We start from the raw sequence: 22,072 nt of genomic DNA on the forward strand, positions 1-22,072 counted from the left end.
CACTAATTAAAAACTATATATCAAAATCTTCACTTTCATAATCTAAATCGTCATAATTCATATCTTCCTCAAGATCTAAATCATCTATATCAGCATCCGTTTCATCAACTAATTCATCATCTATCTCTTCGATTATGTGAGTATCTTCTACTTCTTGCATATCGTCTATTAGACTTATTTCAAAGTTTCCATCTGTATCATCCATATCAACAGATTCTCTTACTTCTATTTCTTTATCCTCATCAGTTAATACCTTAACATCTAAGCATAAACTTTGAAGTTCTTTTATAAGAACCTTAAATGATTCAGGGATTCCTGGCTCAGGAATATTTTCTCCCTTAACTATTGCTTCGTAAGTTCTAACACGTCCTACAACGTCATCAGACTTAACTGTAAGTATTTCTTGAAGTATATGAGCAGCTCCGTATGCTTCTAATGCCCAAACCTCCATCTCACCAAATCTTTGTCCACCAAATTGTGCTTTACCACCTAGTGGTTGTTGAGTTACTAGTGAGTATGGTCCTGTACTTCTTGCATGTAACTTATCATCAACTAAGTGATGCAGTTTAAGCATATACATGTATCCTACAGTTATCCTATTATCAAATGTTTCACCTGTTCTACCATCATATAATGTTAATTTACCATCTTCAGGGTATCCAGCTTCTCTAAGAGCATTTCTTATGTCACTTTCTTTCGCACCATCGAATACAGATGTAGCAACATGCCATCCTAAAGCCTTAGCAGCAAGACCTAAATGAACTTCAAGTACCTGACCGATGTTCATACGTGATGGTACCCCTTGTGGGTTAAGAACTATATCAAGTGGAGTTCCATCAGCCATAAACGGCATATCTTCTTCAGGTAATACTCTAGATATAACCCCTTTGTTACCATGACGTCCGGCCATCTTATCTCCAACTTTTATTTTTCTCTTCTTAGCTATATAACATCTAACTAATTCATTAACACCTGGAGATAAATCATCTCCATTTTCTCTAGTGAACACTTTTACATCAACTATTATTCCAGATTCTCCATGAGGAACTTTAAGTGAAGTATCTCTAACTTCTCTTGCTTTTTCTCCGAAGATTGCACGAAGTAATCTTTCTTCAGCAGTAAGTTCAGTTTCTCCTTTTGGAGTTACTTTACCAACTAATATATCTCCTGAATCTACCTCAGCACCTATTCTGATTATACCTCTATCATCTAAGTTCTTTATAGCACTTTCAGATACATTAGGTATATCTCTAGTTATTTCTTCTGGTCCTAGCTTAGTATCTCTAGCTTCACATTCATATTCTTCTATATGAATTGTTGATAATCTATCTTCTTTAACTAATCTTTCATTTATTAAGATGGCATCTTCGTAGTTGTAACCTTCCCAAGTCATGAATGCTATGAAACAGTTTCTTCCTAGAGCTACTTCACCTAAGTCAGTAGCTGGTCCATCTGCTATAACATCTCCAGCTTGTATTACATCATTTTTACTGATGATCGGAGTTTGGTTTATACAAGTACCTGAGTTTGAACGTTTAAATTTAAGTAATTTATATCTGTCCTTACTTCCATCTTCTTTTCTTATTATTATTTCATCTGCAGTAACTCTTTCTGCTATACCTGAGTTTTTAGCAACTACAACAGCTCCAGAGTCTTTAGCTGCTCTATATTCTACCCCTGTACCTATTACTGGTGCTTCTCTTCTAACTAGAGGCACGGCTTGACGCTGCATGTTTGATCCCATTAGGGCACGGTTGGCATCGTCATTTTCTAAGAATGGTATCATAGCTGTAGCTATAGAAACAACTTGCTTAGGAGATATATCCATATAATCTACTCTACTTGCAGGAACTAGTTCAACTGCACCGTTTACAGTTCTACAAACAACTCTGTTGTTTACGAACTCATTGTTGTCAGTTAAAGGTTCATTTGCTTGAGCTCTTACGAATAAATCTTCTTCATCAGCAGTTAAATAATGTATTTCATTTGTTATTCTTCCAGCTTCCTTATCATATTTTCTGTAAGGAGACTCAATGAATCCATATTCATTTATCTTAGCATAAGTTCCTAATGAGTTTATAAGACCGATGTTTGGCCCTTCTGGAGTCTCTATTGGACACATTCTTCCGTAGTGTGAATGATGAACGTCACGAACTTCGAATCCAGCTCTTTCTCTTGAAAGTCCTCCTGGTCCTAATGCTGATAATCTTCTCTTATGTGTTAACTCAGATAATGGGTTCGTTTGATCCATGAACTGAGATAGCTGAGAACTACCAAAGAATTCTTTTATCGCAGCAGAAACAGGTCTTATGTTTACTAATGCTTGCGGAGTTATTGATTCCATGTCTTGAACAGTCATTCTTTCTTTTATAACTCTTTCCATTCTTGAAAGACCAATTCTGACTTGATTTTGTAGTAATTCTCCTACTGATCTTATTCTTCTATTTCCTAGGTGATCTATATCATCTATATTACCTATTTCATAGAATAAGTTAAATTCATAACTTATTGAAGCTATTATATCATCTAATAATATGTGCTTTGGTACAAGCTCTTTCATTCTTATCTTTATAGCTTCTTTTATTTCTTCTTCGTCACTATACTCATCTAATATTTCTTTTAATGTTGGATAGTGAACTTTTTCTTTTATATTTAATTCATCTATGTCAAAATTAATATGAGACTTGATGTCTACAAAGTTGTTTCCTATTACTTTAACTGTAGTATCCTCATCAACAAGTACATTTACTACGTTTATACCTGAGTTTTGGATATCTTTAGCTATTTCATAAGATATTTTATCTCCAGCTTTAACAAACACTTCTCCTGTTTCAGGATTTATTATATCTTCAGCTGAAACTTTATTCATTATTCTGTAGCATAAAGCAAGTTTCTTATTAAATTTATATCTTCCTACTTTAGCTAAATCGTACCTTTTTGGATCAAAGAATAAAGCATTTAATAGCGATGAAGCACTTTCAACTGTTGGTGGTTCACCTGGTCTTAACTTTTTGTAGATTTCTACTAATCCTTCTTCAACAGTCTTAGTATTATCTTTCTCTAAAGTAGCACTTAATCTTTCATCTTCACCTAAAAGTTCGATTATCTCAGCATCTGTTCCTATACCCAATGCTCTAAGTAAAACAGTTACTGGTTGCTTTCTAGTTCTATCAACTCTTACAGATATAACATCATTAGAATCTGTTTCATATTCTAACCATGCACCTCTGTTAGGTATAACTGTAGAAGATATTAATCTCTTACCTGTTTTGTCTCTCTCTTCAGCATAATAAACACCTGGAGATCTAACTAATTGACTTACTATAACTCTTTCCGCACCATTTATTACGAAAGTTCCTCTTTCTGTCATAAGTGGGAAATCGCCCATAAATACTTCTTGTTCTTTTATTTCCCCAGTTTCTTTATTTATAAGTCTTACTTTAACTTTTAGAGGCGCACAGTATGTAGCATCTCTTTCTTTACATTCTTCTATATCGTATTTCGGCTTATCATCTAAAGAGTAATCAACAAATTCTAATATAAGATTACCTGTATAATCTTCTATTGGAGAAATATCTTCAAATACTTCTTTTAACCCTTCTTCTAAAAACCACTTATATGAATCAACTTGTAATTCTATAAGATTTGGTAAATCAGCTATTTCTTTTATCTTAGAAAAGCTCATTCTAGTTCTCTTACCTATCGTGACAGGATGTGGCATTCACTTTTCACCTCTCAATAATTAAAAATAAAACCATAGTCATTCTAACGCATCTAATAATTTTACCATAAGAATTATTATTTTTCAATATGTATATTAATAACTATTACACAATCTGTGCATAATTATTCAACCTCACAAAATATGCATTATTTATTATGCACAAAATGCCAATCTATAATTCTAATTTTTCCGTATATTTTATATTTTTTATATAGATATAAAAAAAAGATGCCAAAAGGCATCTTTTCTGTTTTTTTATAAAAACTACTTAACTTCTACAGTAGCTCCAGCAGCTTCTAATTTAGCTTTCATTTCTTCAGCTTCTTCTTTAGAAACTCCTTCTTTAACAGTCTTAGGAGCGTTGTCAACTACTTCTTTAGCTTCTTTTAATCCTAATCCAGTTATTTCTCTAACAGCTTTTATAACTCCAACTTTTGAAGATCCAGCTCCTGCTAATACTACGTCGAATTCAGTTTTTTCTTCAGCAGCTCCACCAGCAACTGCACCAGCCATCATAACTGGAGCTGAAGCAGATACACCGAATTTTTCTTCAGCAGCTTTAACTAATTCATTTAATTCTAAAACTTTCATGTTTTCTATAGCTTCTAATATTTGTTCTATTGTCATTTTTAGCACCTCCGAATATTTTTCTTAAATTATTTTTATTATGATAATATCACTATGCAACATTATCTATTTTTTCAAAATTGACAATTAAGCTTCTTGTCCTTCTTCTTTCTTTATCATTGCATCTATTAAGTATGCGAAGTTTGACATTGGAGCCTTTAAGCTTCCAAGTAACTTAGCAAGAAGAACTTCTCTTGATGGTATATTAGCGAACTCAACTATTTGAGATTCGTTGTAGAATTCTCCTTCTACTACACCCATTTTTAATTGCATTTTTGGATGAGCATCCATGAATTCTTTTAATATTCTAGCTGGAGCAACAGGATCTTCGTATCCGAATGCTATTGCATTAGTCCCAACTAATAGCTCATCGTTGAATTGTTCTACACCAACTTCTTTAGCAGCTCTTCTTACTAAAGTGTTTTTGTATACCTTATATTCAACACCAGCTTCTCTCATTTTCTTTCTTAATTCAGTTACTTCCTCAACTGTTAATCCTCTGTAGTCAACTACGATTGCAGAAGAAGATTTTTGTAACTTTTCAACTATTTCACTAACAACTTGTGATTTAAGTTCTATAGCTTGTCTCATCTAAACGTGCACCTCCTTCACCTGATAGGTTTGTTTACGCCGTATATCTCATTAAAAAAAGCTTTTGTATCAATTAGTAGACACACAAAGCTTTAGTAATTCAATCCATCTAAAACCTCGGTAGGATATTTAAGCAACCGCCCCTACTGTCTACGGCAAAACTATTATTTTTTATATCAACAAATGTTATATTAACATTTTTGTTTATCTGTGTCAACAGGATAATTATTCTGCTATTTTAGCTGGATTCACTTTCACTCCAGGTCCCATAGTAGAAGCAACTGATATACTTCTTAAGTATTGTCCTTTAGCAGCAGCTGGCTTAGCTTTAACTACAGCATCCATTAATGCAGCAAAGTTTTCAGCTAATTTTTCTCCACCGAAAGATACTTTACCTACAGTAACGTGTATTATGTTAGTCTTGTCTAATCTATACTCAACTTTACCTGCTTTTATTTCGTCTATAGCTTTAGCTACATCAAATGTAACTGTTCCTGATTTAGGGTTTGGCATTAAACCTTTAGGTCCTAATACTCTACCTAATCTACCAACTACACCCATCATATCTGGAGTAGCAACAACTATATCGAATTCGAACCAGTTTTCACCTTGTATTTTTTGAACTAAATCTTCAGCTCCTACAAAGTCTGCTCCTGCATTCTTAGCTTCTTCAGCTTTTGCACCTTTAGCGAAAACTAAAACTCTTTTAGTTTTACCAGTACCGTGTGGTAATACAACCGCACCTCTAACTTGTTGATCAGCATGTCTTGAGTCAACACCTAATTTGATGTGAGCTTCTACAGTCTCATCGAATTTAGCATTAGCTATTTCAGAAACTAAAGTTAATGCTTCTTTAGCATCGTACATTCTAGTTCTATCAACTCTGCTTAATGCTTCTACGTATTTTTTACTTTTATTAGCCATTTTTATTCCTCCTAGTGGTATTTTTCGGTTTAAAACCTCCCACTTCTATACGAAGTGTCTAATTTGAAATTAGTCTTCTACAACGATACCCATACTTCTTGCAGTACCAGCTATCATGCTCATAGCAGCTTCAACTGATGCAGCGTTTAAGTCAGGCATTTTTAATTCAGCTATTTTTCTAACTTCATCAGATGATAAAGTAGCAACCTTCTTCTTGTTTGGTTCTCCTGAAGCTGAATCTAAACCAGCAGCTTTCTTTAATAATACTGCAGCTGGTGGAGTTTTTGTTATGAAACTGAATGATCTATCTTGATATACAGTTATAACAACTGGTATTATCATCCCAGCTTGATCTGCAGTTTTAGCATTGAATTCCTTTGTGAATCCCATTATGTTAACACCGTGTTGTCCTAATGCTGGACCAACTGGTGGTGCTGGAGTAGCCTTTCCTGCAGGTATTTGTAATTTTATTTGACCTATAACTTTTTTAGCCATTTTTATCGCACCTCCTCAGATTATTTACATATAAAAATTATATTCTTTCTATACTATCAATGTCCATTTCAAATGGAGTCTTTTTATTAAAAGCATCCAAGCAAACAGTAACAGTTTTGTTTTCCATGTTGATTTTTTCTATAGTCCCTATTTTTCCGCTGAATGGACCATTTTTGATTTGAACGTTGTCTCCAACTTCTAAATCAGTTTCTCCATTAACAACTTTATTAGACTCTAAATCAATACCCATAGCAATAACTTCATCATCACTTAATGGTACTGGCTTTGAACCAGGTCCAACAAATCCTGTAACTCCCTTAGTATTTCTTACGATATACCAAGATTCATCTGTAATAATCATCTTAATTAATACATAACTTGGGTATACTTTTCTTTGTCTAGTTTTTTCCTTACCTGTTTTAGTAGTTTCAACTACATCTTCAGTAGGAACAACAACTTGAGTTATGCAATCTTCCATACCTCTAGTCTTTACAGCTTTTTCTATAGTAGCTTTAACCTTGTTCTCATGTCCTGAATAGGTATGAACTACATACCATCTTGCTTCTTGTAATTCTGACATTGTCTTTCTCCTTTTTATCTATTTTAGTATAAATGCTAGCGCACCAGATAAAGCAGTGTCTAATAGCCATACTAATATAGTGAACGAAATAACTACAGTTAAAACTATTCCTGTATTTTTCAGTAATTCCTTTTTTGTCGGCCACGTAACTCTTTTTAACTCTTGCTTAGTTTCTTTTATATAAGTTACTAAACTAAATCTTTTCTTTTTAGGCATTATGCCATTTTTTACCTGAGTAGCCATACTACACTCACATCCTTAATTAAAAACTATTTTGTTTCTTTATGAGTAGTGTGTTTCTTACAGAATCTACAATATTTTTGTAATTCTATTCTATCTGGGTTGTTTTTCTTGTTTTTAGTAGTGTTATAGTTTCTTTGCTTACATTCTGTACATGCTAAAGTTACTTTTACTCTCATCTGCTACACCTCCAACTTTTTGTAAGTAAATATATTAAATAATATAATACTTTAATTCTTTTAATTGAAGTATTATTACCTTCCAAATCATTACCTTGTATAAGTTATCACAAATTAATATGACTGTCAATGTTTTTGTCTTTTCATTCTTAAAAAAAAGAGGAGTAAATTCCCCCTCTTTTTTTGGCTATTTCTTATTCAGAAATTATTCCATTATAGAAGCAACAACACCTGATGCTACTGTTCTTCCACCTTCTCTTATTGCGAATCTTAATCCTTCTTCAACACATATAGAGTTTATTAAATCAACTTCTATAGTTACGTTATCTCCAGGCATTACCATTTCTATTCCTTCTGGTAATTTACAAGCACCTGTTACGTCAGTTGTTCTGAAGTAGAATTGTGGTCTGTATCCATCGAAGAATGGAGTATGTCTTCCACCTTCTTCTTTTTTAAGAACGTATATTTCTGCCATGAATTTAGTGTGAGCTTTAACTGTTCCTGGCTTAGCTAATACTTGTCCTCTTTCTATATCAGTTCTTTGAACACCTCTTAATAATGCTCCTATGTTATCTCCAGCTTCTGCTTGATCTAGTAATTTTCTGAACATTTCTACTCCAGTAACTACTATCTTTCTTGGCTCTTCAGTTAATCCAACTACTTCTACTTCGTCTTGAACTTTTAAGATACCTCTTTCAACTCTACCTGTAGCAACTGTTCCTCTACCTGTTATAGAGAATACGTCTTCTACTGGCATTAAGAAGTCTTTATCAACATCTCTTTCTGGAGCTGGTATATATTCGTCTATTATTTCGAATAATTCTACTATTTTATCTCCCCAAGCTGAAGTTGGATCTTCTAAAGCCATTAAAGCTGATCCTCTTACTATTGGAGTGTCATCTCCTGGGAATTCGTACTCATTTAATAAGTCTCTTATTTCCATTTCAACTAACTCTAATAATTCTTCATCGTCTACCATATCACATTTGTTTAAGAATACTACTATGTATGGTACACCAACTTGTCTTGATAATAATATATGCTCTCTTGTTTGAGGCATTGGTCCATCAGTTGCTGAACAAACTAATATAGCACCGTCCATTTGAGCAGCACCTGTTATCATGTTCTTAACGTAGTCAGCATGTCCTGGACAGTCAACGTGAGCGTAGTGTCTGTTTGGAGTTTCATACTCAACGTGAGCAGTTGATATTGTGATACCTCTTTCTCTTTCTTCTGGAGCTTTATCTATGTTAGCAAAGTCTACAGCTTCTCCTAATTGATATCTTTCGTGTAAAGTTTTTGTTATAGCAGCTGTTAATGTAGTTTTACCGTGGTCAACGTGACCTATAGTTCCTATATTAACATGTGGTTTACTTCTTTCAAATTTAGCTTTAGCCATTTTGAAATACCTCCTATTGTTATGTTATATAATTTTGCTTATAATAAGCTTATGGTAAGTATTTTACTATTAATCATTTCTGTTTTCAAGATGTTTTTCCAATTTTCTCTTAACCCTTTGAAGAGCATTATCTATTGACTTTACATCTCTATTTAGTCTATCTGCTATGTACTGATATGACTTGCCATTTAAATATAGTTCTAATACTTCCAATTCTAAATCACTTAACAGTTCATCCATCTTTGATTGGATACGTTTTAACTCTTCTTTACTTATTATTAGCTCTTCTGGGTCTGTAACTATACTAGTAGCTATAATATCTAAAAGAGTTCTATCTGATTCCTCATCATATATTGGCTTATTCAAAGATACATACGAATTTAACGGTATATGTTTTTGTCTAGTAGCCGTCTTTATTGCAGTTATTATTTGTCTCGTTATGCATATTTCTGCGAAACATTTAAATGAGTTTGTTTTACTTCCATCAAAATCTCTTACTGCTTTATAAAGTCCTATCATTCCTTCTTGTATAATATCTTCTTTATCTGCTCCTACCAAAAAATATGACTTAGCTTTTGCTTTAACAAAATTTCTATACTTTGTAATAATATACTCTAAAGCTAGTTTATCCCCATTACTTGCTTTTAATACTATATTATACTCATCTTGTTGATTATTATCTAAAAATTCATATTCTTTATCATTCGCTATTCCCATTAATAATTCCCCCATTACTATCAATTTCATAGGTATATTATAGTCTAATAAAGTTAGCTACTTCAACGGTTTCTACGAATGTTCTCAAGTTTCGACAATGTTTCTTTATCTAATCTGTCTTCCAAGAAATTTCTCTGTATTTTTTTATATTGACTACTAGTTCTTTCTCTGATTTTTTCCTTAGCTGCTTCTAAGTCTAATTTAAGTTCTCTAGCTGATATTCTACTAGCGCCCTTACCTAAAACAATCTGTTGCTCTGCGTAATCATTTGTAGCTACCTTTACTTCATCATACTTCGATAAGGTACTTATAAATTTTTCTATATAACTATCTGCTGTTTGATACTCTTTTGTATAGATGATAGTTATATGTTTTCTTTTTTCTATTTTTTCTTTAGAATTCTTTATGTTGTAAGCATCAAATACTATTATAGCTTTCTTCCCTGTAAACTCAGAATAATCTATCATGTAGTGTATTAATTTTTCTCTAGAATCTTCTAAGCTATATTTAGATATCTCTTTTAAATCATCCCATGCATTTATAATGTTGTAACCATCTATTACTAAATACGAATTTAATTTTCTTCTCATTACCCTACTTTTTGCCTGTTCTTTGTCTAAATATTTCGTACAGAAGTATTCCTCCTGCTACTGAAGCATTTAGAGATGTAACATTCCCTATCATAGGCATCTTTACTGTAAAATCACAATTTTGTTTTACTAACCTAGATATTCCAAAACCTTCACTGCCTATAACCAATCCAATTGGACCTGTAAGATTTTGTTCATAGAATGGTTGTCCATCCATGTCTGCTGCAGCTATCCATAGACCTTCTTCTTTTAGTTTTTTGATTGTATTTACTATATTGGTTACTTTACATACTGGTACATATTCCACCGCTCCAGCTGATGCTTTAGCAACAGTAGGAGTTATATGTACAGATCTTCTCTTTGGTATTATTACACCATGTGCACCAACTGCATCCGCTGTTCTTATAATTGTTCCAAGATTATGAGGGTCTGTTATCTCATCTAATATTATAAAAAATGGACTTTCTGATTTTTCTTTTGCAGACTTAATTAATTCATCTAATTCATAGTATTTATATTCACTAACCTGAGCTATTACACCTTGATGTGCATGACTTGTACTTATTTCATCTAATTTATTTTTATCTACATATTGTAATACTATATTTTTTTCTTTTGCCATACCTATAATCTTTTTTATAGATCCTTCCTTTGCTGAGTTAGATATCATTATTTTATCTATCTCTCTTTCACTCTTTATAGCCTCTATAACAGGGTTTCTTCCTTCTATATTTGCCAATTCTTTCACCGCCTATTTTTCTTTGTTATAATAAATAATGGTATATATTATAATGTTTTATTTATAACTACTATTATACATCATTTATAAAAAAAAGCATTGTCATTTAATTAAGACAATACTTTTTTAAAGTTAATTTTATTTCATGCTCTCTTCTATAATATCGATTCCTTTTGATATTATATAATTTAATCTATCACTTTCATTATTTAAATGTAAGTATCCTATTAATGCTTCAAAACCCGTTGCATGCTTATAGTCAATAATATCTGCATTTTTAGGAGAAGTATGAGATTTTTGATTTCTTCCTCTTTTGTAGACTCTCTCTTCATCTTCTGTTAATTCATCCTCTATTGCATGTATTACTGTTGCTTGAGCCTTTGCATTAACATACTTTATTGCTGACTTATGAAGATCATTAACCTTTTTATTTATATTCTTTTTGATTAAGTACTCTCTTACATAAGACTCATAAACTGTATCACCTAAGTATGCTAGTACTAATGGTGATATTGTAAGTAATTCTGATCTATCCATGATTATATCCTTTTCCACTTAACACCTTGTCTTGTGTCTTCTAAGACAATTCCTTTATCTAATAATTCTTGTCTTATCTCATCAGCTAATTGATATTCTTTATTCTTCTTAGCTTCTGTTCTTTTTTGTATTAAGCTTTCTATTTCTTCATCTAGTATATCATCTTTTTTCTTATTTACTATATTTAAAACTGAAGTTAATTCATTAAATTCATCTAAACACTTTTTAGCAAATTCTAGAGATGATTTTTCACTTACATTAGAGTTTATAAATTTAGCTAATTCAAATATAACGCTTATAGCATCTGCTGTATTAACATCATCATCCATAGCTGCTATAAATTTAGCTCTATAGCTATCTAACTCTGATGCTAAACTAGATTCTTCTTCTGTTATGCTAGACTCATTTAAATTACTAATAGTAAATTCTAATTTTTCCTTAGTATTGTATAATCTTTCAAGACCAGCTTTTGCTTGGTTTAACATTTCATCACTGAAGTTCACTGGATTTCTATAATGTGCTGATAGCATGAAAAATCTTACTATTTCTAAATCATATAACTTAGATATATCTCTTACTGTAAAGAAATTACCTTTTGATTTACTCATTTTTTCATTGTTGATATTTATATATCCATTATGTATCCAATAATTAGCAAAAGTTTTTCCACTTCTAGCTTCACTTTGTGCTATTTCATTTTCATGATGTGGGAAAGTTAAGTCCTGACCACCTGCATGAATATCTATAGTCTCTCCTAGATATCTATTGGACATAACTGAACACTCTATATGCCATCCTGGTCTACCTTCACCCCAAGGACTTGACCATCCTGGTTCTCCTTCTTTTTTTGCCTTCCAAAGAACAAAATCCATTGGATGTCTTTTTTGATCATTTACTTCTATTCTTGCACCTGCTTCTAACTCATCTTGCTTTTGTTTTGAAAGCTTTCCGTATCCTTCAAATTTTTTAGTATCAAAGTAAACATCTCCATTTACTTCATATGCATATCCTTTATCTTCTAACTCTTTTACAAAAGCTATTATTTGCTCTATATTATCTGTAACTTGAGGATGTACAGTCGCTCTTTTTATTCCTAAACCATCAGAATCTACAAAGTATTCATTTATATATTTACTTGCAACTTCTTCTGGCGATATTCCTTCTTCATGACCTCTTTTTATGATTTTATCATCTACATCAGTAAAGTTTTGGACATAAGTTACATCATATCCTCTATATTCTAAGTATCTTCTTAATGTATCGAATATTATGAAAGGTCTTGCATTACCTATATGTATGTAGTTATAAACTGTCGGACCGCAAACATACATCTTTACCTTTCCTTGCTCTATTGGAACAAACTCTTCTTTCTGTCTAGTCATTGTATTATATAATTTCACACTCATCACCTCACTGTATTGTAATAAATTGCCATAACATAATAATTATATAATCTATTATAATTGAAAAACTTTACAATTAATAGTATTACTATTATATCCTTATACGCTATAAAAAAATCTTTCCGTTATGTATATTATTTATCTAGAAATAAAATTTTACTTTCAACACAATTATCAAAAGTATCTTCACTTATTATTTTTTTATTTTTTAAATCTTTTAAAACTGCTATGTACTCTTCACAAAGTTGCTCTAATTCATTTTTAACATCCTCTATATTATTATACATAATTACCCCCTCGTTCATAAACAAACCATTTAATTTAATATTTTATAACTATAAAAACCTATTTACGTTTAATCTTTCTAACTATTTTCATAAATTATAATATTAAATTTAAATAACGAAACTCCTCTACACTTAAGGGGAAATCTTTCCTCCAAATAATTACATATAAAAAAGCCCACATTGAAATAGTGGACTTTTTTAACTATAATATATTATTTTTTACATAAGATACTCTATTTAAACAAGTTTCTTTTCCTAAAACTTCCATAGTTTTTGGTAAATCTGGTCCATGCATTTGTCCTGTTAAAGTTATTCTTGATCCCATGAATAAATTTTTACCTTTTATACCATGTTCTTTTTGTATTTCTTTGAACATAGCTTTAACAAAAGCTTCATCTAAAACTTCTGCGTTTCCTATTTTTTCTTCTAATGCATTTACTAATGTTGGTATATGCTCTAAATTTAAGAATTCTCTACATTCTTCAGTTTCTAATTCAACCTTATCTCCAAAGAATATTGAAGCATGGTCAGTTACTTCTTTTACATATTGTAATTTTTCTTTAAGAACTGATATCATTCCTTTTAAGAAGTCATACTTAGTTTTAGCCTCATCTTCAGTTATGAACCCAGCTTCTATTAAGAATGGTATAGCTAAGTCTGTTAAGTAGTTATCATCTGCATCTTTTATATAATGTTGGTTAACCCAATTTAATTTTTCAGTGTCAAATACTCCACCACTCTTCGAAACTCTTTCTACAGAGAATGCTTTTTCTAATTCTTCCATAGTGAATAATTCTTGGTTATCTTCTGGAGACCATCCAACTAATGCAACATAGTTGATTAGTCCCTCTGGTAAGTATCCTTTTTTCTTGAAATCTTCAACTGCAACATCACCATGTCTCTTACTTAACTTTTTCTTTTCTTTATTAAGTATATTTGGTAAATGTACAAATGTTGGAGCTTCCCATCCAAATGCTTCATATAAGTAAACATGCTTTGGAGTTGAAGAAACCCATTCTTCTCCTCTTATTACATGAGTTATTTTCATTAAATGGTCATCAACTACAACTGCAAAGTGATAAGTTGGGAACCCATCAGTTTTTATTAAAACTTGATCATCTAAATCGTTAGTGTTGAATTCAGTTTCTCCTCTAACTAAATCAGTAAATCTTATTACATGATTTTCTGGTAATCTTAATCTTATTACATATGGTTCTCCTGCTGCTATTTTAGCTTCTATTTCTTCTTTAGATAAATCTCTACAGTGACCATCATATCTTGGAGTTTCTCCAGCTTCTTTTTGCTTTTCTCTTACTTCATCTAATCTCTCTTTAGTACAGAAGCAGTAGTAAGCTTTTTTACTATCTAGTAATTGTTGTATATACTCTTTGTATATATCTAATCTTTCAGATTGTATATATGGACCATATTCACCTTTTTGAACTATGTTTCCACTCTCATCTAACATAACACCTTCACTGTGGTTAACTCCACCCCAGCTCATAGCATTTAACATGTTTTCTATAGCACCTTCAACTAATCTAGTTTGGTCAGTATCTTCTACTCTTAATATGTATTCTCCGCCCATTTTCTTTGCAAATAAGTAGTTATATAAAGCAGTTCTTAAACTACCTATATGTACAAATCCAGTTGGACTTGGAGCAAATCTTACTCTTACGCTCATCTTTTTACCTCCTGTTTATTTTCATACATCTTTTATCATATCAAAAAATATCTATAATTGTAATTTTATTTTATCCAAATAAATAAAAAGGAATCCTACTTATAGTGTTAGTAGCTGTGGATAATCTTATTTCTAACTAATTTAAAATAGTATATATATCCACATATACATATAATTATTAACATATCCAGTGGATTATATATACTATTTTATTGTTTACTATCCTAATTTAACGTTATTCTTTTCAAATTCAGATTCTATCTTAGATTTTATTTCATCCAATCCTATTACTTCTTTATCTGCACTATTTCTTAACTTAAATTCTACTTTTCCATCTACTATATCTTTACCTACAGTAATTCTCATTGGTATACCTATTAATTCAGAATCCTTAAACTTAACTCCAGCTCTTTCATCTCTATCATCTAATAGTACTTCTACACCCATAGCTTTTAATTCTTCATATATCTTTTCAGCATTTTCTCTATGTTCATCTTTTTTGATATTTACAGGTACTACTACTACATGATATGGAGCTATAGCTAAAGGCCATATTATTCCATTTTCATCGTGGTGTTGTTCTATTACAGCAGCTGCTGTTCTTTCTACACCTATTCCGTAGCATCCCATTACTATTGGTTGAGATTTACCATTGTTATCTAAGAAAGTAGCTCCCATAGATTCTGAGTACTTAGTTCCTAACTTGAATATATGTCCAACTTCTACTCCTCTAGCAACTTCTAAAGAACTTCCACACTTAGTACACTTATCTCCTTCAGCAACATTTCTAAAGTCTCCAACTGTACCTTCGAAATCTCTTCCGTAATTAGCATTTTCTATATGGTATTCAGTTTTGTTAGCTCCTATTACTACATTTCTTTGATCTACTACTTCTTGATCTATTAATATATAATCAGTTTTTATTCCTATTGGTCCAGCAAATCCAACTTCTGCACCAGTAACTTCTTTTATAGTTGATTCACTAGCTAACTCGAATTCTACTGCTCCACCTATAGCATTAGCAACCTTAGTTTCGTTAACATCTCTGTCTCCTCTTACTACTACTGCTACAGTTTTTCCATCTGCATAATATATTAAAGTTTTTGCAAACTTACCTGCATCTTCTTTAAAGAATTCAACTAATTCTTTTATAGTATGAACTCCAGGAGTATGAACTTCTTTCATTTCCTTCATTTCTTCAGTTGAAGGTTCATGATTTACTGAAGTAGCTTTTTCTATGTTAGCTGCATAATCACACCCTGTACAAAATACTATTTCATCTTCTCCAACTTCTGATTTAACCATAAACTCAGCTGAAGCTGAACCACCCATAGCTCCTGAATCTGCTTGAACTGGGCTATTTTCTAATTCACATCTAGCAAATATATTTGTATATGCTTCAAACATATCTTGGTATGACTTATCTAATCCTTCTTGATCAACATCGAAGCTGTAAGCGTCCTTCATTGTGAAAGTTTTAGTTCTCATAACGCCAAATCTTGGTCTTCTCTCATCTCTATATTTTACTTGTATTTGGTATAAGTTTAATGGAAGTTGCTTATAAGAAGTAACCTCTTGTCTTATTATATCTGTAAAAACTTCTTCATGAGTTGGTCCCATGCAGTAGCTTCTTTCATTTCTATCCTTTAATCTGAACATTTCTGGTCCCATTACATCCCATCTTCCAGACTCTTTCCATAACTCAGATGGTATTAATCCTGAACATAATATCTCTTGAGCACCTTTAGCATTCATTTCTTCTCTTATTATGTTTTGTATTTTGTTGAAAACTCTTATACCCATAGGTAATTGGTTATAAACTCCTGAAGCCATCTTTCTTATCATACCTGCTCTAAGCATTAACTGATGACTTGTTATCTCTGCATCAGATGGAACTTCTTTTAATGTTGGCATTAACATTTTTGACATTCTCATTTTGATTTTCCTCCTTGTATTTTATATTCAATTTATTTCTGTATAAATAAAAAAACCTTCCGTCTCTATATAAATATAGAGACGGAAGGTTAACTTTCCGCGGTACCACTCTAATTAGCCATAAGGCTCCCTCAAGTAGGATATAACGCTCCCAAACGTAAGAACTTTTTACCGTCCTTATGCTAGAAAATTGGTTCAAAAACTTCCTCTTAGAAACTCTCAGCTATGTTTCCTCTCTGTAAAGATTTCACTTTTTACTATTTTTTCATTTTTGCAATTTATCTTATTAATTATATTATTTATATATTATTATAGTCTATTCATAATAATATATTATTTAATATTACTTGTCAACTTTTACAACAGTGCATACGCTTTGAGCTGCAATTCCTTCTTTTGAACCTGTAAAACCAAGACCTTCTTCTGTCGTTGCTTTTACATTTATATTATCTATATTTGTATCTAAAGCTTTAGCAAAATTTTCTCTCATTTTTGCTATGTGTGGTGCCATCTTTGGACTTTGTGCAATTATAGTACAGTCTATATTATTGATTTTATATCCTTTGTCTTTTATTAAATGATTTACATATTCTAATAATTTTATACTATCAGCACCCTTATATTTTTCATCAGTATCAGGGAAATGTTTCCCAATATCACCTAAAGCTAATGCTCCTAATATAGAGTCCATCACAGCATGAGTTAAAACATCCGCGTCAGAATGTCCTAATAAACCTTTTTCATGTGGAACATTTACCCCACCTATAATTAAATCTCTATTTTCTACTAATTTATGAACATCATATCCTGTACCAATTCTCATATTATCACTCCTATTCCAATTATAACTTTAAATTTATATCTATTTTCTTAACCTTAAAATTTGCTCTCCAATACTTATATCTTCAGGACTAGTAATTTTTATATTATCATAAGATCCCATTATCATGGTTACTTCTTGACCTATATTTTCTACTAACATAGAATCATCTGTTCCATAATAATTATTTTCATATGCTTCTTCGTAAGCTTTTGTTATTAATTTGTATTCAAAAACTTGTGGTGTTTGAGCTGCCCATAAATTAACTCTGTTAGGAGTATCCTTTATACTTCCATTAAGAACAACCTTAATAGTATCTTTTACAGGTGTACCTACAACAACTGCTCTTTTTTCCTTTGCAACCTCAATAGACTCATTTATTATTCTATCATCAACAAATGGTCTTGCTCCATCATGAATCAAAACAATATCACATTTATTATCTAAACATTTCAATCCATTATATATAGAATCCTGTCTTTCCTTTCCACCGTAAGCAATTTTTATATTATTGAATTTATACTTATTTATTATTTTATCTTTAAATAGTTCTTCCTCTTCTCTCTTTATACAAACTATTATTTCATCTATGTTATCATTTTTGTAAAAAGCATCTATTGTATGAGCTACTATTTCCTTTTTATTTAACTTTATAAATTGTTTATTTATATCCATATTCATTCGTTTACCACTTCCAGCAGCCACGATTATTACACTATTCATTATCCCACCTCTTTATATTTTACTTATAAAATATATTGCTTAATTTATTATATATCAATTAACCTTGCCTTTGAAAGATACTCTTACTGTGTTTTATTATTTATTTTTCCATAAAAAAAGAGTCCTTTAAAATGTGATTAGTTAATATACGAGTATTAACTAATCATCACTCTAAAACACTCCCTGAAAATCTAATTAGTTTTTGGGCTTTCCAAATATCATTCTTCCTGCTGGTGTTTGTAATACAGATGTAACTAGTACTCTTATTGTCTCACCCATATGTTTTCTTCCACCATCTACAACTATCATTGTTCCATCATCTAAGTATGCTATACCTTGATTAGCTTCCTTACCTTCTTTTACAACTTGTGCAACCATTTCTTCTCCTGGTATTGCAACAGGCTTTATTGCATTAGCTAACTCATTTATATTTAATACTTCTACACCTTGGAACTGTGCAACTTTATTTAAATTATAATCATTAGTAACTACCTTACCATTTAAAACTTGTGCAAGCTTTAATAATTTACTATCAACCTCGGGAATATCATCGAAATCCATTTCACTTATTTCAACTTCAATATCTAATTCTTTTTGAATTATATTTAATATATCAAGGCCTCTTCTTCCTCTAACTCTTTTTAAGTCATCTGAAGAATCTGCTATATGTTGTAACTCATTTAAAACAAATTTAGGTATTATTAGCTTCCCTTCTATAAAACCAGTTTTACAGATATCCGCTATTCTTCCATCAATAATTACACTAGTATCTAAAATTTTCGAAGGTATACCCTTTTCAATCTCTTTTTTACTTCCTTTTTCTTTTATGCTAGTTGATAATCTACTTAATTTACTTATATTAAATAGATCATCTCTACTTTTAAGGGATATTCTTATTCCGAAATAACCCATAAATATATATGTTATCAATGACAAGATTCCACTTATTAAAGGTATTCTAACTATTGTGCTTATTAGACCACTTATTAAATAAGCTATAACTAATCCTACAATAAGTCCTATTGAACCCAATAATATATCTGTTTGAGGATATTTTGCCATTTCTGTATCTAATATTTTAACTAATTCTTTAGTTTTATTTACAACCCACGGTTCTAGTTTATATAATACAAAGGCTAAAACTATTCCTAATCCTATTGAGATTACAAATCCTCTTATATCACTTCCAAATGTCAGAAAATTATAATCTCTCATTAACGTCAAGTATGTAGTAAATCCTAATACAAAACCAGCTATTCCAATGAACGCTCTTATTATTTTTCGTATCAAAATTTCACCCCCTAGTTATCTATTTAATATTTTTATTATATTCATATTTTTCGTTACAATCAACAACAAAGTTGTAACACACTTTATATATGCCTATCTAATAATACTAATTGTTGCATTTTTATAAGTCCATTTTTTATATAAGTTGCTCTTATTTCTCCTATACCTTCCACTTCATCAAGTTCTTCTATGGATGCTCTAACTATTGATTGGAAGTTATCAAAATAATTAACTAAATTTTCTATTATAGTTGCAGGCAATCTATGTATTTTGTTAAGTATTCTATAACCTCTAGGCCTTATAGCCATATCCATACTCTCAGAAAATCCACTATAACCTAATATTCTTGCCATATTAGCTAAATCTATTAATTCTTCATCACTTAAGCTTCTCATTTTTTGATTAAAATCTTTAATACCTAGATCTTCTCTTTTGTAATCTTTAAAAATTAATTTTTGATCAATTCTAGCTGTACCCATTAACTCTTCTAGCTGCATACTAACTAAGTTACCTTCTACTCCTAGTTCTATCACGTAATTTTCTATTATGTTGGTAATCCTCATTACCATTTCCATTTTTTGTATAACCAAAGCAACATCATAAATAGTAACTAAATCTTTAAATTCTAATGCATTAAGATTTATTACAGCCTGATCTAAAACAGCTTTATACTTTTCTAAAGTCTGTATAGCTTGATTGGCTTTCGTAAAAATCTTTGATATTTCTTCTATTACATATTTATATTGTCCCTGATATACGGTTATTATGTTTCTTCTTTGTGATATAGCTATAACAATAGCTCCTGTTTGTATAGCTACTCTTTCTGCAGTCCTGTGTCTAGTACCTGTTTCTGAAGTAGGAATAGAATAGTCTGGTATAAGTTGCGCATTTGCATATAATATTTTTTTAGTATCTCCGCTTATAACTATTGCTCCATCCATTTTTGCTAATTCATATACATAAGCTGGTGAGTATTCTGCATTTATTGCAAATCCACCATCTACTACATCCATTATTTCTTCGTTTGTAGCAATTACTATAAGCCCTCCTGTTTTAGCCTTTAATACATTATCTAATCCCTGTCTTAATTGAGTTCCTGGAGATATCATTTTTAAAGCCTGTAATAATTCTTTATTGCTTAGGAAATTATCCATTACTTATTTATTACCCCCTAGCACTATATTTATAGCCTGTCTTAAATTATCTACTGGAATAATATCTATTCCTTTAATATCTTTTACTGCCTCATAGTTATTTTTAGGAATGACTATTTTTTTAAAACCTAATTTTTTGCATTCAGCTATTCTTTTTTCTATAAAACTAACTGCTCTTACTTCTCCAGTTAGTCCAACTTCACCTGTAACAACTACATGTTCTGATACTGGTATATTTCTAAAACTTGATGCTACTGCAATTATTATCCCCATGTCTATAGAAGGTTCATTAATCTTTATTCCACCTACTACATTGATGTAAACATCTTGATTTTGTATCTGTAATCCTACACGCTTTTCTAATACAGCTAAAAGTAATGCAACTCTATTAAAGTCTACTCCTGTTGCCGTTCGCTTAGCTATACCAAAACTTGTAGGTGATACTAGAGCTTGAAGCTCAAGTAACATTGGTCTAGTACCTTCAACAGTAGATATTATTACTGACCCAGCTACATCCTTTGGTTTTTCTGATATAAGTACTTTTGAAGGATTATCTAGTTCAACTAAGCCCATATCTCTCATCTCAAACACACCTAATTCATTAGTTGACCCAAATCTATTTTTTACAGCTCTAACTAATCTGTATGTATTATATCTTTCTCCTTCAAAGTAAATAACAGTATCAACCATGTGCTCTAATAGCTTGGGACCTGCTAAAGAACCTTCTTTTGTTACATGTCCAACTACAAACGTAGATATACCCATTTTCTTAGAAATTTTCATGAACTTGGATGTACCTTCTTTAATTTGACTTACGGTACCTGGAGCAGATGCTATTTCAGGACTATACACAGTCTGAATTGAGTCTACTATTATAAGTTCTGGGTTTATGCTATCTAGATTAGCTTCTATTAAGCTTAAGTTATTTTCTGCAAATATATATAAATTATCGGAATTAATTCCTAATCTTTTAGCTCTCATTTTTATTTGAGATTCTGATTCTTCTCCTGAAATGTATAAAACTTTTCTACCTGCGTTTGCCACATTGCTTGATACTTGTATTAAAAGAGTTGATTTCCCTATACCAGGATCCCCTCCTACAAGAACTAACGAGCCTTTTACAATTCCTCCACCAAGAACTCTATCTAATTCTGCTATTTCTGTAGAAAATCTTTCTTCTTCCTTTGTTTCTATAGAATTTATATTCATTGGTCTTGATGAAGATTTATCTATAATAAAAACTTCTTTTTTTGAATTTTTTTGTTCTATCTCTTCTACAAATGTATTCCACTTTGTACATTCTGGACATTTTCCAAGCCATTTACTTGTCTCATATCCACATTCTTGACATACATATTTTGTTCTAATTTTTGCCATTGTTTAAATCACCCTTAATTTATTATTGTACTATATAATCTTAACATTTGCATGGAA

General features: G+C 31.1%; 22 protein-coding genes and 2 other annotated features. All 22 genes read right to left on the bottom strand.

All coding sequences use genetic code 11. From position 1 onward, the window contains the following. Window positions 1-13 precede the first annotated feature (13 nt). A complete protein-coding gene (rpoB, locus tag H8923_RS15230; RefSeq protein ID WP_153973138.1) occupies window positions 14-3,721 on the bottom strand; it encodes a DNA-directed RNA polymerase subunit beta in 3,708 nt (1,235 codons plus the stop codon). Window positions 3,722-3,988: 267 nt separating this feature from the next. Further along, window positions 3,989-4,351, bottom strand: a complete 363-nt coding sequence (gene rplL / locus H8923_RS15235) for a 50S ribosomal protein L7/L12 (protein WP_122641126.1) — start codon at window positions 4,349-4,351, stop codon at window positions 3,989-3,991. Window positions 4,352-4,438: 87 nt separating this feature from the next. Further along, window positions 4,439-4,942, bottom strand: a complete 504-nt coding sequence (gene rplJ, locus H8923_RS15240; RefSeq protein WP_153973137.1) for a 50S ribosomal protein L10 — start codon at window positions 4,940-4,942, stop codon at window positions 4,439-4,441. 45 nt (window positions 4,943-4,987) lie between these two features. After that, window positions 4,988-5,116 (bottom strand) — a sequence feature (ribosomal protein L10 leader region). Window positions 5,117-5,167: 51 nt separating this feature from the next. Next, the gene (rplA, locus tag H8923_RS15245) at window positions 5,168-5,866 is read right to left on the bottom strand and encodes a 50S ribosomal protein L1 (RefSeq protein WP_153973136.1); all 699 of its coding nucleotides are present in this window, start codon (window positions 5,864-5,866) and stop codon (window positions 5,168-5,170) included. Between the two features lie 69 nt (window positions 5,867-5,935). Further along, entirely contained in the window at window positions 5,936-6,361 is a 426-nt protein-coding gene (gene rplK, locus H8923_RS15250; RefSeq protein WP_147541806.1) for a 50S ribosomal protein L11, read from the bottom strand. Between the two features lie 37 nt (window positions 6,362-6,398). After that, complete coding sequence (gene nusG / locus H8923_RS15255) at window positions 6,399-6,941, bottom strand: transcription termination/antitermination protein NusG (protein ID WP_153973135.1); 543 nt, start codon at window positions 6,939-6,941, stop codon at window positions 6,399-6,401. An 18-nt stretch (window positions 6,942-6,959) separates the two neighbouring features. Further along, window positions 6,960-7,184, bottom strand: a complete 225-nt coding sequence (gene secE, locus H8923_RS15260; protein WP_172976771.1) for a preprotein translocase subunit SecE — start codon at window positions 7,182-7,184, stop codon at window positions 6,960-6,962. Window positions 7,185-7,210: 26 nt separating this feature from the next. Continuing rightward, entirely contained in the window at window positions 7,211-7,360 is a 150-nt protein-coding gene (gene rpmG / locus H8923_RS15265) for a 50S ribosomal protein L33 (RefSeq protein WP_003421192.1), read from the bottom strand. A gap of 205 nt (window positions 7,361-7,565) precedes the next feature. Continuing rightward, window positions 7,566-8,759 (bottom strand): elongation factor Tu, encoded by a 1,194-nt coding sequence (gene tuf / locus H8923_RS15270; RefSeq protein WP_187127976.1) that lies wholly within the window; start codon window positions 8,757-8,759, stop codon window positions 7,566-7,568. A 69-nt stretch (window positions 8,760-8,828) separates the two neighbouring features. Further along, window positions 8,829-9,476, bottom strand: a complete 648-nt coding sequence (gene sigH, locus H8923_RS15275; protein WP_172976768.1) for an RNA polymerase sporulation sigma factor SigH — start codon at window positions 9,474-9,476, stop codon at window positions 8,829-8,831. A 62-nt stretch (window positions 9,477-9,538) separates the two neighbouring features. Beyond that, window positions 9,539-10,066 (bottom strand): NYN domain-containing protein, encoded by a 528-nt coding sequence (locus tag H8923_RS15280; RefSeq protein ID WP_153973097.1) that lies wholly within the window; start codon window positions 10,064-10,066, stop codon window positions 9,539-9,541. Window positions 10,067-10,070: 4 nt separating this feature from the next. Beyond that, window positions 10,071-10,805, bottom strand: coding sequence for a 23S rRNA (guanosine(2251)-2'-O)-methyltransferase RlmB (gene rlmB / locus H8923_RS15285; RefSeq protein WP_153973096.1), 735 nt, complete (start codon window positions 10,803-10,805; stop codon window positions 10,071-10,073). A gap of 138 nt (window positions 10,806-10,943) precedes the next feature. After that, window positions 10,944-11,342, bottom strand: a complete 399-nt coding sequence (locus H8923_RS15290) for a Mini-ribonuclease 3 (RefSeq protein WP_153973095.1) — start codon at window positions 11,340-11,342, stop codon at window positions 10,944-10,946. A 2-nt stretch (window positions 11,343-11,344) separates the two neighbouring features. Beyond that, entirely contained in the window at window positions 11,345-12,742 is a 1,398-nt protein-coding gene (gene cysS / locus H8923_RS15295) for a cysteine--tRNA ligase (protein WP_317982889.1), read from the bottom strand. Window positions 12,743-12,879: 137 nt separating this feature from the next. Then, a complete protein-coding gene (locus H8923_RS15300) occupies window positions 12,880-13,032 on the bottom strand; it encodes a hypothetical protein (protein ID WP_172976767.1) in 153 nt (50 codons plus the stop codon). A gap of 202 nt (window positions 13,033-13,234) precedes the next feature. Next, window positions 13,235-14,716, bottom strand: coding sequence for a glutamate--tRNA ligase (gene gltX / locus H8923_RS15305; protein ID WP_153973093.1), 1,482 nt, complete (start codon window positions 14,714-14,716; stop codon window positions 13,235-13,237). A gap of 219 nt (window positions 14,717-14,935) precedes the next feature. Further along, window positions 14,936-16,651 carry a proline--tRNA ligase gene (locus H8923_RS15310; protein ID WP_153973092.1) on the bottom strand — a complete coding sequence of 572 codons (1,716 nt, stop codon included), beginning with the start codon at window positions 16,649-16,651 and terminating at the stop codon, window positions 14,936-14,938. Window positions 16,652-16,725: 74 nt separating this feature from the next. Continuing rightward, window positions 16,726-16,932: a binding site (T-box leader), on the bottom strand. Window positions 16,933-16,994: 62 nt separating this feature from the next. After that, a complete protein-coding gene (gene ispF / locus H8923_RS15315) occupies window positions 16,995-17,474 on the bottom strand; it encodes a 2-C-methyl-D-erythritol 2,4-cyclodiphosphate synthase (RefSeq protein WP_153973091.1) in 480 nt (159 codons plus the stop codon). 39 nt (window positions 17,475-17,513) lie between these two features. Next, entirely contained in the window at window positions 17,514-18,194 is a 681-nt protein-coding gene (ispD, locus tag H8923_RS15320) for a 2-C-methyl-D-erythritol 4-phosphate cytidylyltransferase (protein WP_153973090.1), read from the bottom strand. 195 nt (window positions 18,195-18,389) lie between these two features. Further along, complete coding sequence (locus H8923_RS15325) at window positions 18,390-19,484, bottom strand: PIN/TRAM domain-containing protein (RefSeq protein ID WP_153973089.1); 1,095 nt, start codon at window positions 19,482-19,484, stop codon at window positions 18,390-18,392. An 83-nt stretch (window positions 19,485-19,567) separates the two neighbouring features. Then, on the bottom strand, window positions 19,568-20,638 hold the full coding sequence (gene disA / locus H8923_RS15330) for a DNA integrity scanning diadenylate cyclase DisA (RefSeq protein WP_153973088.1): 1,071 nt from the start codon (window positions 20,636-20,638) through the stop codon (window positions 19,568-19,570). A gap of 3 nt (window positions 20,639-20,641) precedes the next feature. Beyond that, the gene (gene radA, locus H8923_RS15335) at window positions 20,642-22,015 is read right to left on the bottom strand and encodes a DNA repair protein RadA (RefSeq protein WP_153973087.1); all 1,374 of its coding nucleotides are present in this window, start codon (window positions 22,013-22,015) and stop codon (window positions 20,642-20,644) included. Between the last annotated feature and the right edge of the window lie 57 nt (window positions 22,016-22,072).

It is taken from the genome of Romboutsia faecis (assembly GCF_014323405.1).
Taxonomy (GTDB): domain Bacteria; phylum Bacillota; class Clostridia; order Peptostreptococcales; family Peptostreptococcaceae; genus Romboutsia_E; species Romboutsia_E faecis.

Excerpts from the sequence above, each read along its gene's own strand:
- rpoB (WP_153973138.1), bottom strand. The coding sequence starts at position 3,721 with ATGCCACATCCTGTCACGATAGGTAAGAGAACTAGAATGAGCTTTTCT.
- rplL (WP_122641126.1), bottom strand. The coding sequence starts at position 4,351 with ATGACAATAGAACAAATATTAGAAGCTATAGAAAACATGAAAGTTTTA.
- rplJ (WP_153973137.1), bottom strand. The coding sequence starts at position 4,942 with ATGAGACAAGCTATAGAACTTAAATCACAAGTTGTTAGTGAAATAGTT.
- rplA (WP_153973136.1), bottom strand. The coding sequence starts at position 5,866 with ATGGCTAATAAAAGTAAAAAATACGTAGAAGCATTAAGCAGAGTTGAT.
- rplK (WP_147541806.1), bottom strand. The coding sequence starts at position 6,361 with ATGGCTAAAAAAGTTATAGGTCAAATAAAATTACAAATACCTGCAGGA.
- nusG (WP_153973135.1), bottom strand. The coding sequence starts at position 6,941 with ATGTCAGAATTACAAGAAGCAAGATGGTATGTAGTTCATACCTATTCA.
- secE (WP_172976771.1), bottom strand. The coding sequence starts at position 7,184 with ATGGCTACTCAGGTAAAAAATGGCATAATGCCTAAAAAGAAAAGATTT.
- rpmG (WP_003421192.1), bottom strand. The coding sequence starts at position 7,360 with ATGAGAGTAAAAGTAACTTTAGCATGTACAGAATGTAAGCAAAGAAAC.
- tuf (WP_187127976.1), bottom strand. The coding sequence starts at position 8,759 with ATGGCTAAAGCTAAATTTGAAAGAAGTAAACCACATGTTAATATAGGA.
- sigH (WP_172976768.1), bottom strand. The coding sequence starts at position 9,476 with ATGGGAATAGCGAATGATAAAGAATATGAATTTTTAGATAATAATCAA.
- H8923_RS15280 (WP_153973097.1), bottom strand. The coding sequence starts at position 10,066 with ATGAGAAGAAAATTAAATTCGTATTTAGTAATAGATGGTTACAACATT.
- H8923_RS15290 (WP_153973095.1), bottom strand. The coding sequence starts at position 11,342 with ATGGATAGATCAGAATTACTTACAATATCACCATTAGTACTAGCATAC.
- H8923_RS15300 (WP_172976767.1), bottom strand. The coding sequence starts at position 13,032 with ATGTATAATAATATAGAGGATGTTAAAAATGAATTAGAGCAACTTTGT.
- gltX (WP_153973093.1), bottom strand. The coding sequence starts at position 14,716 with ATGAGCGTAAGAGTAAGATTTGCTCCAAGTCCAACTGGATTTGTACAT.
- H8923_RS15310 (WP_153973092.1), bottom strand. The coding sequence starts at position 16,651 with ATGAGAATGTCAAAAATGTTAATGCCAACATTAAAAGAAGTTCCATCT.
- ispF (WP_153973091.1), bottom strand. The coding sequence starts at position 17,474 with ATGAGAATTGGTACAGGATATGATGTTCATAAATTAGTAGAAAATAGA.
- ispD (WP_153973090.1), bottom strand. The coding sequence starts at position 18,194 with ATGAATAGTGTAATAATCGTGGCTGCTGGAAGTGGTAAACGAATGAAT.
- disA (WP_153973088.1), bottom strand. The coding sequence starts at position 20,638 with ATGGATAATTTCCTAAGCAATAAAGAATTATTACAGGCTTTAAAAATG.
- radA (WP_153973087.1), bottom strand. The coding sequence starts at position 22,015 with ATGGCAAAAATTAGAACAAAATATGTATGTCAAGAATGTGGATATGAG.